General features: G+C 68.4%; 14 protein-coding genes and 1 pseudogene. 2 read left to right on the top strand and 13 right to left on the bottom strand.

Annotation, left to right across the window (positions count from 1 at the left end; all coding sequences use genetic code 11):
- The first annotated feature begins 167 nt into the window (after positions 1–167).
- On the top strand, positions 168–326 hold the full coding sequence (locus AC07BF_RS36655) for a hypothetical protein (RefSeq protein ID WP_478334523.1): 159 nt from the start codon (positions 168–170) through the stop codon (positions 324–326).
- Positions 327–509: 183 nt separating this feature from the next.
- On the opposite strand, the gene AC07BF_RS36650 is transcribed toward AC07BF_RS36655, so the two are convergent.
- From AC07BF_RS36650 to AC07BF_RS36635, 4 genes are all read right to left on the bottom strand, one after another.
- Positions 510–1121 (bottom strand): hypothetical protein, encoded by a 612-nt coding sequence (locus AC07BF_RS36650; RefSeq protein WP_478334522.1) that lies wholly within the window; start codon positions 1119–1121, stop codon positions 510–512.
- Positions 1122–1291: 170 nt separating this feature from the next.
- Positions 1292–1879 carry a Fic family protein gene (locus AC07BF_RS36645; RefSeq protein ID WP_478334521.1) on the bottom strand — a complete coding sequence of 196 codons (588 nt, stop codon included), beginning with the start codon at positions 1877–1879 and terminating at the stop codon, positions 1292–1294.
- Positions 1869–2615: a hypothetical protein gene (locus tag AC07BF_RS36640; RefSeq protein WP_363633752.1), complete on the bottom strand. Its 747-nt coding sequence runs from the start codon at positions 2613–2615 to the stop codon at positions 1869–1871. The genes AC07BF_RS36645 and AC07BF_RS36640 overlap by 11 nt, the downstream gene beginning before the upstream one ends.
- Positions 2616–2974: 359 nt before the next feature.
- On the bottom strand, positions 2975–4258 hold the full coding sequence (locus AC07BF_RS36635) for an MFS transporter (protein ID WP_400812578.1): 1284 nt from the start codon (positions 4256–4258) through the stop codon (positions 2975–2977).
- A gap of 124 nt (positions 4259–4382) precedes the next feature.
- Here AC07BF_RS36635 and AC07BF_RS36630 point away from each other — a divergent pair, with 124 nt between their 5' ends.
- Complete coding sequence (locus tag AC07BF_RS36630) at positions 4383–4922, top strand: CGNR zinc finger domain-containing protein (protein ID WP_363607682.1); 540 nt, start codon at positions 4383–4385, stop codon at positions 4920–4922.
- A gap of 523 nt (positions 4923–5445) precedes the next feature.
- Here AC07BF_RS36630 and AC07BF_RS36625 read toward each other — a convergent pair.
- The 9 genes and pseudogenes from AC07BF_RS36625 to AC07BF_RS36585 all read right to left on the bottom strand — a co-directional run bounded on the left by AC07BF_RS36625 (position 5446) and on the right by AC07BF_RS36585 (position 12333).
- On the bottom strand, positions 5446–5898 hold the full coding sequence (locus tag AC07BF_RS36625; protein ID WP_478334520.1) for a hypothetical protein: 453 nt from the start codon (positions 5896–5898) through the stop codon (positions 5446–5448).
- Between the two features lie 205 nt (positions 5899–6103).
- Complete coding sequence (locus AC07BF_RS36620) at positions 6104–6550, bottom strand: hypothetical protein (RefSeq protein WP_478334519.1); 447 nt, start codon at positions 6548–6550, stop codon at positions 6104–6106.
- A 449-nt stretch (positions 6551–6999) separates the two neighbouring features.
- Entirely contained in the window at positions 7000–7308 is a 309-nt protein-coding gene (locus AC07BF_RS36615; RefSeq protein ID WP_363586104.1) for a hypothetical protein, read from the bottom strand.
- Between the two features lie 283 nt (positions 7309–7591).
- A pseudogene (locus AC07BF_RS36610) lies at positions 7592–8479 on the bottom strand (ISAs1 family transposase); the annotation flags it as partial.
- A 317-nt stretch (positions 8480–8796) separates the two neighbouring features.
- The gene (locus tag AC07BF_RS36605; RefSeq protein ID WP_363586101.1) at positions 8797–9033 is read right to left on the bottom strand and encodes a hypothetical protein; all 237 of its coding nucleotides are present in this window, start codon (positions 9031–9033) and stop codon (positions 8797–8799) included.
- A 35-nt stretch (positions 9034–9068) separates the two neighbouring features.
- On the bottom strand, positions 9069–9518 hold the full coding sequence (locus tag AC07BF_RS36600; protein WP_363586100.1) for a hypothetical protein: 450 nt from the start codon (positions 9516–9518) through the stop codon (positions 9069–9071).
- A gap of 102 nt (positions 9519–9620) precedes the next feature.
- Complete coding sequence (gene rho / locus AC07BF_RS36595; RefSeq protein WP_478334518.1) at positions 9621–11180, bottom strand: transcription termination factor Rho; 1560 nt, start codon at positions 11178–11180, stop codon at positions 9621–9623.
- A gap of 68 nt (positions 11181–11248) precedes the next feature.
- Entirely contained in the window at positions 11249–11845 is a 597-nt protein-coding gene (locus AC07BF_RS36590; RefSeq protein WP_363633613.1) for a hypothetical protein, read from the bottom strand.
- A 35-nt stretch (positions 11846–11880) separates the two neighbouring features.
- A complete protein-coding gene (locus AC07BF_RS36585) occupies positions 11881–12333 on the bottom strand; it encodes a hypothetical protein (RefSeq protein ID WP_363633615.1) in 453 nt (150 codons plus the stop codon).
- Positions 12334–13318 lie beyond the last annotated feature (985 nt).

The following is a 13318-nucleotide window of genomic DNA, read 5'->3' as shown; positions in this document are numbered from 1 at the left end:
GCGCGCGCCGAACGCACTACATCGGCCTGTCGAAGACGCGCCTCGCACACGTCTTCACGGCCACAGCCATCAACCTCATCCGACTCGACGCCTGGTGGAACGAAAAGCCACTCGCTCGCACCCGGACATCACACCTCGCAACCCTCGTCCTTGCCGCATAGAGCAAATTGGGCAACAGGGTCATCGACGGTTGGTACAACACCCGCCGCATCCAGAAGCGACTCGGCTGGCTCAGCCCGGACGAGTACGAGGCGAAGCACTACACCGACCAGGCGACGGCCGAACCAGCGACCGCCGAACCACCCACACCCATCCTGACCAGCTGATCAACACCTCCCGCACAGCGGGGGAAGCTCACGGCGAGGGTGAAGCACCTCGTAGGTGGCCACGGCAGAGAGACGGATGCCATCACTCGAAAAGGTGACAATCCATCTCAAACAATCAGGTCGATGCAGGCCAGTAGGAGTTTGGCCCAGCGTGGAGGATGGGAGGTCCGACCGCTGGGACGCTCACGCCCGGTTGGAGAGGGGCGCTCGAAGCTCCACGCGGAGTCGGATCGAGGTGTCGACGGGCAGTCCCGTGCTGGAGTAGCGAAGCTCTTTCGAGTAGTTCGCGATGAGATCGAGATCCCGCAACTGCCGCTGCAACTCAGAGGCCAGAGCTTCGTCCGAATCAGGGACGAGCTCGTCATCTTCCTGCTCGGCGAGGTACTCCAGCTGTTGATCAACGGCTTCCACCGCCCGGCGGCTGGTCCAATGGGCGAAGTCGTAGCAGCCGAACAGATAGGCGTGAGCGGCATACAACGTCGCGGTTGCGGCCAACTCGTCCGCATCATCGGGCCCGTCCTGACCGTCGTTGTGGCAGTACTCGCTGAGCATGTACTCGGCGACACCGCGGTTCACTGCCGAGAACGCCGTCGTGTCGCCGAGAACGCCCTCCCACACAGAGTTCAACAGGGGGCGAAGGCTCACCGTGAACGGCGCCTGCTCGTCCTCGGGCAGGGCCTCGTGCCAGTTCATGAGCCGTTCCGCGACACCGGCAGCGAACACGCCACGTTCACTGGTCGATGTCGCCTTCAGCCGCTCCTCCACCAGCACTGAAAGCTCTTGCCACGTGTCCATACGAGCCACCCCCGAGTCGTGAAACCAGCGTGCTCACGCTGGCAACGGCGATCATCGCATCCACCAGGGACAACGCATCAGGCGCGGCCCACCTGTCGGCGTACACGGGTAAGTGCTCAGCCGCGTACTGCTGAACGTGCTCACCTGCCCGGTTCGGCGGGAGCCTTCTCTCACCGCGTGGTTGCCCGGCGGTGAGTGGCGCGGATCAGTACGGTGATCAGGGCCGCCAGGTCGAGGGCGCCGTCCGGGTCGTCCGCGTAGCGGGTGGTCTGCAGCGGCCCCACTTCGTCCAGGCGTACTCCCTCCGTATCCAGGACGTGAGCGAGGACCAGTAGTGCCAGGCCGGCGTTGCCGTCCGGGTAGGGGTGGAAGAAGGCGATGCCGAGGTACGCCCTGGCCGCGCGGGCTGGCAGGGGGACCGACAGGGCGGCGCTCTGGTGTAGGCAAGCGGCGAAGTCCTGCCAGGTGTGGGGCGTGAGCCCGTATCGTTCCCGGCCGTCCTTGGCGAAGGCGTCGCTCTGACGCAGGCGCACCTCGTTCACACCGAGGACCAGCTTCTGCCAGCCGGCCAGAAGGGTCGGGGTGAGCGGCTCTCCCTGTGAGGCATCGGCGCGGGACAGGGAGGCGGACCGGACCTCGAACCAGGCGGCGAGTCCGTCCACGGCCGTGCACACCGGTGCCGCGCGCACGCTCGCGGCCGAGGACCAGTCGACCTGCTCCCTGACCTTGCGCCACGTGGCCAGCGCGTCATCGCTCACGGTAGAACCCGCGGCCGGTCGGGCGAATCGCCAGGTCCTCTCCCACCGTGTCGACCAGGGGCGGGGCGGGCGCACTGTGGCTCTTGAACCGGCCGCCGATCGCGGCTTCCACCGCCTTCTGCGCCTCTTCCAGTCCCAGGCCGGTGGAGGTAAGGAACCAGGTCAGCGTCGTCTCGCAGATCCCGTACCAGGACGACTCGGCGTGGGTGCTGTTGACGACCGCGGTGACCAGGCGGGTCACCGCGCGTTCCAGGTGCCAGCTGCGGTCCTCGGCGTCCGTACCGGGAAGGGGTGCAAGCTGCTCGAACCGCTCGGCCATGTCCTCCAGCCAGTCACGCCACTCCAGCAGGCAGGTCACGACGCGTTCGGCGGTCTCCGACGCCTCTCCGACCGAGTGCGAATCGCAGCACCAGGTCTCGACGGGACCGCCGTGGTGGTTCGAATGGTCCCAGCCGCAGGCCCACCGGCCATAACGGGACACCAGGAGCACGGTGACCTCGTCGATGAATCGAAAGCCCGCCATCCGCTCGGCACCGATGGGAGGCGCCATCGGAACGACCAGCGCCGTCAGCCGCGCCGCCTCGTCGTCGTCCCAGTCGAAAGCGTTCCGGCCGGGGGCAGCAGCGGACCACGGCAGGTCCCAGGCTCGTTCGCGGTGGATGGACGTGGCGTACCTCCGAGGTGAGACATGACGGAACAACTGACCGATCATGCCGACCAGGTCGAGACCTGTCATCCCAATTTGTTGACCACCGACCTGCGTCTCCCGCCGCCCGGCTGCCTTCACCCAGCCGGGCACATTCACGTGTACCTGCCTGAGCACTTACCCGTGTACGCCGACAGCTGTCGGCGTACACCCGAATGTGCGCCGGCCGGTACAGCGGAACGTGCACGGCCATCCCGGCTTTTTGGCCCAGTGCTGTGGCGCCAGGGTCCCCCGTCTGGTCAGGATCCGGGACAGTCGTCACCATCAACGGGGCCCTCTCCCGGAGGCGGCTGGGGTATGCCTCCGGGCCTTCCGGGTCCCGTGTCGCCTTGGGGCGCATCTGCCCGGTGCATCGGGCGGGGAACGCGGAAAGGTCCGAAGGTGCGTTCCTAACGGGATTCCAGGGCCGACCGGGTGACGTTCCTGAGGAACAGCACCGGCGTCGCCGCTGTGGTTACCGCGAACACCCCGAAGGCCAGCCGCATGCCGCCCAGTTCGGCCAGCAGGCCCACCAGAGCCGCACCGAGCGGCATGGCGCCGAAGCTGAAGAGCCGAGCCGCCGCGTCGTAGCGGCCGAGCATCTCGTCGGGGACCTTGCGCTGGGCGACGGTCCGGGAGTTGACCGTCCAGAGCGTGCCGCCCATACCGCCGAGGAAGGCACCGCCCGCCACTGCCCAGATGTTGGTGGTCAGGGCGGGCAGCGCCACCATCGCGGCGGTGCCGATCAGGTCGGCGAACATCGCCCGGCGAACACCGAGCAGCCGGTTCACCCAGGTCACAGCCATCGTGCCGGCCAGCCCGCCGATGCCGAGGGCGCTGAGCACAATGCCGTACTGCTGCGGTCCGAGTTCCATGGCCTGCTGGGCGTAGAGCGGCATGAGCGCCAGCCAGGCGCCCCAGACGGCGGCGAGCACGCCGACGACCAGCGACAGTGTGCGCAGCACCTCGTCTCGCCAGAGGAAGCGCAGCCCCTCGGCGATCCGGCTGTTGACCGAGACGGGAGCCGCGTCCGGGGCGGGCCCGTCGGCCCGGAAGTGGCCCACCAGCAGGAGCAGGGCCAGGGCAGCGACCGCGTAGGAGGCGCTTATCAGCCCCAGCGCGAGACCCGTCCCGGCGGCCAGCAGCAGCCCGCCGATGAAAGGCCCGGCGAACTCCTGCCCCACGGTCTCGGCCCCCACCATCCAGACGTTGGCGCGCTGCCGGCCCGCAGCCGGCACCGCAGCCGGTACCAGAGCGGAGGCGGAGGTCGAGGCCAGTACGTCGGCGACGCCGAGGATCACCCCGGCGGTGAAGAGCTGGCCGAGCGTGAGGGCACCGGTAACGGCTGAGACGGTGAGCCAGCCCATCGCAGCCAGCCGCATCCCATTTGCGCCCCAGAGCAGCCGCCTCCGGTCGAAGCGGTCGACGATCACGCCGATGTGCAAGGCGACAAGCAGCCAGGGCAGCGTGAGGGTCAACGAGACGGCGGTGACCTGGGCGGGAGAGCTGGTGAGCTGGGCTGCGAGCAGGGGGAGGGCCATCTTCATCACGCCGTCGGCGAGGTTGGTCGCGGCGGTGAAGCCGACCAGGACAGCGGTGTTGCGGCGACCAGGGTCTGGTGGGGCGCAGGGCCCCAGTGTCGACGTGCCGAGGCTTTTGTCGGTCTGCGTTCGTTCAGGCACCGCTGTGACCATGACCATCCCCTAACTACCTAACGCTTTAGCCGGTGAGATCACTTTGACGTACACCCCCGCCATCGCGCAACCGGTAAAACGTTTAGGCGGTAGAGTGGTGGAAACCTGTAGGAGGTGACCCGCAATGCTGGAGCCACCGGCCTCAGCCGTCCTGGTGGAGGCGTTCGCCAACACGGTCGACGTGGAAGAGGCACATGATGAGATCGCCACCCCGGCCGGACTGGCCGACTGGCTGAAGGACCGCGGCCTGCTCGACGCACCCTGCGAGATCCCCACTGAAGTGCACGAGAACTATGTGACCCTTCGCGCAGGCATCCGCGAGGAGTTGGGCGCCCATGTCGGCGACACCCCCGACGCGGAACTGCTCGCCGCGGCGGACCGGGTGCTGGCCGAACACCCTGTGCTGGTCACGGTGCGCGGCTCACTGACCCCTGCGGCGGAGCTACCGGCGGAGTGTGGGCCGCTGGCCACGCTGGCGATCGCGTGGAGTGAGCTGGTCACGACCGGGGATGCTGCCCGACTCAAGCGCTGCGCAGAGCACACCTGCGGTTGGGCTTTCTGGGATGTGTCGAAGAACCGCAGCCGCCGCTGGTGCTCGATGAAGGTGTGCGGGAACCGCAACAAGAGCCGGTCCTACGCGTCCCGGCAACGGCAGACGATCTAGCCGTCGGTCGGCCGCGTTCCTGGGGAGTAGGGCATTGTGGTGCACGTTCGTGTGTACCGGGCTGTGCACTTTCACGCGAACGCCGACAGCAGCCTCCTGGTCGGCCGGGAGTCCGGCAGGCACCGGGCCGTAATGGATCTCCGGACCGGGTTTCACGTGGCGAGGCGGTCCGACCAACTGCGGGCACACCGACCGTTCGCCGCAGATACCGCAGATCCAGATCCGCGACGCCTTCTCACCCTGCGGACGTCGATGCCGCCCCGAGCCCGAATCCGTCACATCCCAGGCCATGCCCTGCCCATCGATCCACCCAGCCCACCGGCACGGCCCCGCCGGCGACGGGCCAGCAGGCCACACCGGCAACGGACACAGGGCACAGGCGCAGCAGCGGGCACGGACGGCGGACGGCGGGGAGCAGCCGAGGCCGGCGGACCGGGCAGCGGGCGCAACACGCGCAGCCAGGCCCCTCCCCGCCACATCACACTCGGTCAGAGCTGTGCAGTACAGCTGTGTTCAGGGACGCTCAGTCGTGGGTCTCCCAAGCCCTCTGCGGGAACCAGTGGGGGAGGTCGTCGAGCGCCTCCGCGGGGAAGAACACCGGCCGGGTAAGAAGACGGTCGCCCTCCCGTTGGACGTTGACCATCAAACCGAGGGAGTACGAGCAGGGCACACCCGCGCTCATGTAGGCGAGCTCGTCGTCCGGACGCGTCTCGGCGCGCTCCAGCATCCACCGCTCCAGCACGGACGGCACCCGCCCGACGAGAGCGGTCCCCTCCGCGGTGACCTGCGGGCCGCACAGGGCGTCGACCACGATGCCGGACAGCCGTTCGTCCTGGTAGTAGAGCTGGGGCCCGAACTCCCGGAACAGACCCTCACTGACCCTCCAAGTGCTGTCGCCCCGCCCGCCGGTCCACGTGCGGTGCTCGACATCTGCGGTGACACCACTCATCGAGTCCGTCACCTCGTCAGCACTCATACCGAAACGCAACGGTCTCACAGCCGTGAACGGCTCCAGCACCCACTGCTCGCGTTCCTCGTCCGGCCGGACATTCCACCATCCCTTAAACATGATCAACACCCTGCCCGTCCCCACTGACACACAGGGCAGCCGGACCGCTGAACCCCACGAAGGCCATCCACCAAGGCGGCCTGACAGCCACCCAGCAGCCGACCCTGGACTTCTACCTGCCAATGTCCTCGCTCATCAACTGCTGCAGTCGGTCCCTCAGGTCACCCGCACGATCCTTCGCCTCGTCCAACGCGGCCATGTCAAGGGCGTCGAACCCGTCCGCCATGTCGCGGCTCCGGCTCAACTCTCGAAACACCGCGTCCGCGGCGAGCACTACGTCCGCCGGCGCCACAACATGAAGCCGCTGCCGCACCGCCCCCAGACCATGGGCGGTGAACGCCTCCTGCACAGCCTCACCCCGCTCGCCCGGGGGCAAGGCCCGCAACACCTTCAGCAACGCCTGCGCGGCCTCCTCCAGCGCGGTCAGGAACTCGCCGTAGACACGCACCCTCAGCTCTCGCGTCCACCGGCGCTCCTCCCACCGCGCCCGACGCAGCTCCGCCAAATGCGTCGCCACGGCCCCCAGACACACACCCACCAACGCGAACACCGGCGCCATCCAACTCCCCATGGCCAAACCGCTACCCAGCCTCCCCGCCCAGCACACGACAAGCGGCCCAGGGCTTCGGCGTAGTTGACGGACGCCCGGTTTGTGGTGATCTGTTGGCTGGTGGGTGCCCTGAAGGCAGGACAGGCACGGCTTCCAAGATCATGGAGTTCTCGACGCCCCGTGACCTGTCTGGAAGACCGTGCCTGCCGACGCAGCATCCCCGATCCCGCCTGCCCTTGACCAGCTACGCGAGCAGTCCGACGCCGCTCCCGGGGAGGTCCCCTGCCTGCTGGAGCGACTGGCCCAGGTACCTGACCCACGCGATCCGCGCGGCTGGAGCCCCGCCATGTAGCTGTCGTGGGTCTCGTCGTAGCACGTGGCCAGGCCCCGCCACGCTCGGATTCCGTGGGAGACCGGTCGCCCGCCCGCGCTGCCGCGCCTCTTTCGGTACGGCCCGTTCAGACAGCGGAAAGGTGCAGCTTGAACGGCGAACCGTTGGAGCTGGGCGTCCAGCCGTTCGACCGCGCGGCCCGAATACCTGCGGCGACTTCGCGCGGCAGGACGACCTCAGCCGGCACCATGTTCGGTTCGAGCACGGCCGGCCGACCGGTCTCCACGACGAGCGTCGTTCCGGGACAGGCCGCGTCCTCCACCATGTAACCCAAGGTGATGCCGTCGTAGTCGCAGCACGGTTTCCTGCTCACTCGCCAGCGGTACTCGACGCCGTCGACGACAATCCGGCGGGAACCCTTCTTCGCCAGTGCCACTCTTTGCCCTTCGGCCTTCGACTGCTCGTATATGTCTGTCGCCGCCAGTCTCCCTGTACGGCACACGCGTGTCACCGGGTTTGGCCCAGAGCTTCGGCGCAGTCGCTTGGCATCTGCTTTGTGATCACGCAAGGCCGAGGAGCGCGAGGGGCCGGCGTGCGTCGCGCGCGTTGCGGCGGAGGCCGGCCGCAATGTTCCTGACGCCGCTCAGCCGCAGGGCTCCAACAGCGAGGTTGCGCCAGGTCGCCATGGCGCGGGGAGCGTTCCCGGTTCGCAGTTGGGAGGCGTCCTCGGCGAAGGTCGTGTCGCGGACGTGGTGCAGGGCCTCAATCTTCCAGTGGCCCCGGATCAGTTGCGCGAGCTGGGCGGGAGTGGCCTGTTCGGCGGTCAGGCTGGTGACCGCATAGATGGTCGCGATGGTGGTCTTGCCGGTTTTGCGGTCGGTGCGGCGGCGCTTGACCTGGACCGCCTGGCAGGCACCGGGGAAGAGCAGGTTGTTGACGGTGGCGACCTTAATCCGGCAGATCTCGGAACGGCCGTGTCCGATTCCCCGGGTGCGTCCCTGGAGCGGAATGTCCTTCCAGGGAAGGGATTTGAGCTGTCTGCGCAACTTCTTCTGGTTGTCCTTGACGATCGCGATGTAGTGGGCCCGGCGGCCGAGGAGGTAGGCGGCGTGCTCGCGCTGGGTGTGCAGTGCGTCGCTGGTGACCACCATTCCGGCGAGGTCCGCGACGCTGTCCAGCAGCGGCTGGAAGCGGGTGGTCTCGCCGGTCTTCTCGCCGACGTCGAGCTGGGCCAGGACCAGGCCGTTGGTGTGCTCCACCGCAGCGAGCAGGTGGATCTTCCGGCCGTCGGCCCTGGCCGCGCCGCGCAGGCTCTTGCCGTCCACAGACAGTGCGCGCAGCCCGGAGTTCGTTGGTCGGCGGTCGGCGAGCCAGCCACCTACCGCCCGGTCCAGGGCGTCGCCGTCGATGCGGGTCAGCAGCCGGCGGACCGTCGCCTCGGCCGGGACCAGCCGCCTGGGCAGCAGCGGGTCGGGGTGCACGCCGAGGTGTTCCAGCCCGTACGGCGGCGCGTCCGTGATCCACTCGCCGACCGCCAGCAGCGAGGTCGCCCCGGCCAATACCGCGCATGCCGTCAGGGTGAGGACGACGGCCAGCGTGTACCGCACACCGCGCGGATCGCGTGGGTCAGGTACCTGGGCCAGTCGCTCCAGCAGGCAGGGGACCTCCCCGGGAGCGGCGTCGGACTGCTCGCGTAGCTGGTCAAGGGCAGGCGGGATCGGAGATGCTGCGTCGGCAGGCACGGTCTTCCAGACAGGTCACGGGGCGTCGAGAACTCCATGATCTTGGAAGCCGTGCCTGTCCTGCCTTCAGGGCACCCACCAGCCAACAGATCACCACAAACCGGGCGTCCGTCAACTACACCGAAGCCCTGGTGCGGGACCGAGTTGACCGAGATCGTCGAGTCCTTGCCGATTCTCTGAACTTATTGCCGAGCCTTGCTCGTGGCCACGATGTCGATGGCGACTCGAAGCGGTGTCTCCGCATTCCCAAGTAGTGCCCGGGTGATTGCAATCGCCTGGATGATGCTCATTCCGCGCTCGGCTAGGAGGGTCTGGACAGCCTCCATTCCGTCACTCTCAAGGACTGGCCGGGACTGTTCGACCAGCGCTGCCCAGCGTGCGGCCTCCTCGGGGCCTAGCCCGATGACGTGGTCAAACACGACTTCTTCCTTCCCGTGATAGGCAGATGGGTTGCTCACGTCTCGTCAGAGCCCAGTGCTGCGCTCAGAACCTGCACGGCGTCAGCGTATTGAAGGCGGTCGAACTGAAACGGGCCGGACCCCGAATAGTCGCGTGTCTTGCGGTGAGGTTGTTCGAAGGAGTCCCAGGTCACGTGGTCAGGAGTCACTGTGATGCTGGCCATCAGCGGCCAGCATCCCCACTCACCGCATTCACAGCCGAGCACGGGAGTCTTCGGCCCCGTCGCTCCGTTGGATCGTCCATGGAAATGGTCTTCCATCGAGCCGAACTGGAAGAACTGCGGGATAAGGCCCCCATAGGCGTCTCCCGATGGTTGCATCTCAGCGTCCGTCTCGAACTGGTCGATCAAGTCGGTGAGCGGTGTTCCGTCGATGTACGGGACGACTTCAAGCACGCTGCGATACGCGTGGCCTCGGCAGTCGAAGAGGATTTCCTGGTTGGTCATATGCTGATTGTTGCAGCTCGTGCCTTCCTTGTTCCTCCTGATTATGGTGGGCAGCTTCAGGGGATTGAGGGGCGGTGTCCACCAGGTTGAGATCGTCCCTGGTCAGCGAAGGAGCTCGGCGTTGCTGGCGGTCCGCTTCAGCCGGTCCAGGAGCAGTTCCGTGGCCTGCTGGCCGTCGAGGCCGCCCAGGGCCCGGCGCAAGGCCCACGCCGCGGGCGTGCGGGCGGGGCCGAGGAGGAGTTCCTCGCGACGGGTGCCGGAGGCCTTGACGTCGACTGCCGGGAAGAGGCGCTTGTCGGCGAGGCGGCGGTCGAGGCGGAGCTCCATGTTGCCGGTGCTCTTGAACTCCTCGAAGATCAGGTCGTCCATGCGGGAGCCGGTGTCGACGAGGGCGGTGGCCAGGATGGTCAGCGAGCCGCCGTTCTCGATGTTTCGTGCCGCGCCGAAGAGCCTCTTCGGGTGCTGGAGTGCCGAGGCGTCGAGGCCGCCCGAGAGGGTCCGTCCGTGAGCGGGTGCGGTGGCGTTGTAGGCACGGGCAAGGCGGGTGATGGAGTCGAGCAGCACAACGACGTCGTGGCCGAGTTCGACGAGGCGCTTGGCGCGTTCGACTGCGAGTTCGGCGACGGCGATGTGCTCACGGGCGGGCCGGTCGAAGGTGGAAGCGATGACCTCGCCCTTGACCGCGCGCCGCATGTCGGTGACCTCCTCCGGACGCTCGTCGACCAGGACGACCATCAGGTGCGCCTCGGGGTGGTTGCGGGCGATCGCCGCCGCGACCGTCTGGAGGACGATCGTCTTGCCGGCCTTCGGCGGCGCCACGATCAGACCGCGCTGGCCCTTCCCGATCGGGGCCACCAGGTCGATGACGCGGCCGGTCAGCTGCTGCTGGTCGGTCTCCAGACACAGTTGCTCCTGCGGGTACAGCGGCGTCAGTTCATGGAAGGCGGGCCGGGATTGGGACCTGTCGATGGGGTCGCCGTTGACCGTGTCGATGCGGGCCAGCGGCGTCTGGGCGGCGCCGCCCGAACGCGGGCGGGTCGCGCCGGTCAGGACGTCGCCGGGCCGCAGGCCCAGTGCGCGCACCTGGCCGGCGGGCAGGTGAACATCGCTGGACCCGGGGAGGTAGCCGGAGGCGCTCAGGACGGCGCTCCCCTCGCGGATGTCCAGCACACCGGCGACTGGGAGGAGGTCGCTTTCCACGGTGGTGGCCGGCTGCGCCGGCCGGTTGGAGCGGCTGCGCGTTCGCGGCGACGGCAGTGCGGACCGGCCGCCGCGGCTTTCGGCGTCCGCGGGCCGGGGACCGGCCGTCGGCATCGGCGGCCGGCCGGTGGAGCGCTTGGCGGTGATCGCCTCAACGAGTTCGCCCTTACGTAGGCGGGCGGCGCGCGGAATGCCCAGGGCGCAGGCGAGTTGGTGGAGATCTGTCTTCATCAGGCCGTCCAGCGGCCTGGTGGTCGACGGTTCGGTGGTGGTCGTCACGATGAGGTACTCCTGTGGTGTCGAAGGGTATGGCGGCGCCCGGCGGGCCCGGCGTGAGTGGCACGCAGCGGTGGGCGGCTCGGCCGGCCGGGTGCGGGGAGCGGGGAGCGGGGAGCGGGAACATGGTTCAGCTGCAGCGCTCGGCATGGGCGTGGGCGCGGCAGCGTTCTCGCGGCCCTGCATGGCCGCGGCGGGTGGAGTCGGTTGCCTGCCGGTGAGGGTTCGCCGGGACACTGCTGGGCAGGGCGCTCTCAGGTGTTGCCGTCGTGCCAGGCACGGAGCAGGAGGAGGGCGGTGGTTTTCCGGTGTCCGGGCCTGCCACGGTGGGGTGCTCCGGTGTGCGGTGGCGCCTGGTTCCCGCACCCTGAGGGTGGGCGTCCAGTATCGCTGTCGCGCATTTTAGCACCTCGCGGCCTGGGCAGCCAGGCGGCGTGCTGTTGGCACCGTTGGCTGTCCAGGCGGATCCGCAGGTGAGGGTTGGTGCTGTTGGGCCAGCGGCGACGACGGTAGGCCGGGTAGTCGGCGATCGCCTCGGCGGTGTAGTCGTCCAGCGGCCGGTCGAATCCGTCCGGGTCGAGGCGGCGGCCGGCCAGGTCGACCTCGTCCAGTTGGAGCGCACGGATGCGCCGGGCGGGCAGTGCGTGGACGCCCGCGAGGGCGACGACCACGCGCAGGGCGGGATCCTGCCGGGCAGCGAGGGCGACGGCGTCGACTTCCTGATCGGAGAACGGAATCGGCACCGCGGCGTGGTTCTTGCCGGTTGTCACCCCTCGCATCGGGTTGGCGAAGACGAGCCGTTCCTTCTTCAGCACGTTGAACAGGCTCCGCAGGGCACTGGCCTCGTGCACCCGGTTAGGGCGGTCGGTGCCAATTGGCGACGTCGTCACGGGTGACCTGACGCAGTGTCGTGTAGGTCGACGTCCGCTCGCGCAGGAACCGCCGGACCAGCCTCATCTGGGTAACGACCGTGGGCTGGGAGCGAGGGAGCCAGCGCCGGGTGCCGTTGCGCGAAACCGCGACCCAGGCGTCGACCTCGGCCCGTATCCCGGGCAGAAAGGAAGTCCAGACGCGCGTCGCACCAGGTCTGCACGGCGTCGGGCCGGTCGTCCAGCAGCACGTCCAGGTCCTCGAAGACCTCCAGGACGTGGTTGGAGGGGATCGCATTGTGGGTGAGTTGGGCGATCGTGGACGCTCGGATCGGCTCACCGATCTCGTGAACCACGCAGAGGATGCGGATGCCCCTGCGGACGGAGCCGAGCGTGCGCGGAGGCCAGCCTCTCAGCTCCGCGATCCGTGCGGCGTGCGCTTCCAGGACGGCGGACAGTTCCGGATCCAAGAGCGGTGCCAGGCTGGACTCCGCGCAGGTCACGGACCATCTCGAACAGCGGCAGCTGCCTCCAACGCGACCGCACGTAGTGCAGCCGCCGGTCCGGTGGCCCGTCCACGGTGTTCTGCGGACGAGGGCCGCCCCACGGTGGGGTGGCGGCCAGCTCTTCCATGTCGCCGGATCGCCGTACGCGGTGCTGCGCCCCATCCCGTGTCCGTGTCTGCGCTGCGTGTTCGCGATTCCTGGAGGCGTTTCCGCGTGGGTTTGCGGGCCGGTGTGCCCCCGGGAAGGGGCGGGGGGCGTGGGTTCCCGGAAGAAGGGCAGGGCAGTGCATGGGGATTGACCAATCGTTGAGGGGCGCCCGTGAGGGCGCGAGGGGCGGGACCGGGCCGTGGAGCGCTCGTTCGCTCCGGAGGGAGATCGGCTGCGGGGCGGAGTTCGTGGCGGATGGGCTGGTTCGGGTGATGTGGCGCCGGGGCTGGTCGATCGCGCCCAACGGCCGCGGCCTGTACGGTCTTCGGTGCTGCGCCAGCAAGGTCATCTCTGCCACACATTTCCCGGGGGGACTCATGAGGCTTCGCCGGCCCGAGTGCACGAGGCTTCGGCGGCCCGAGCGGTCGGATCGCTCGAACAGCACGCCGGTCGTCGTAACGTGTCTGCTGACGCTGGATGTCGTCCTGTTCGCCGCTGTCGTTTCGGCCGCGCTTGGGCACGGATTCTGCGCGGCCCTCGGCGGGCCTCAATGCGGCACCCGTGCTGCTGTCCATCGGCTGGTCATCGCGTTCGCGGCGACATCGGTCACCGGCGGCCTGTGCCTTTGGTGGCGGCGCCCGGCCTCCGCAGCCTTCCAACTCATCCTGGCCCTCCTGTACGGTTTATCGGCCATCAATACCCACTAACCTCGATCTTGCATGGCGGCTCGTCAGCTTGGCTGGCGGGCCGTTTCTGCTTGTCCGGGCTGGGTGTTTCTGCTGACGGGTATGGTGAGGGCCCG

It is taken from the genome of Kitasatospora sp. NPDC043950, assembly GCF_056435345.1.
This window is presented reverse-complemented; position numbering and strand designations above follow the sequence as displayed.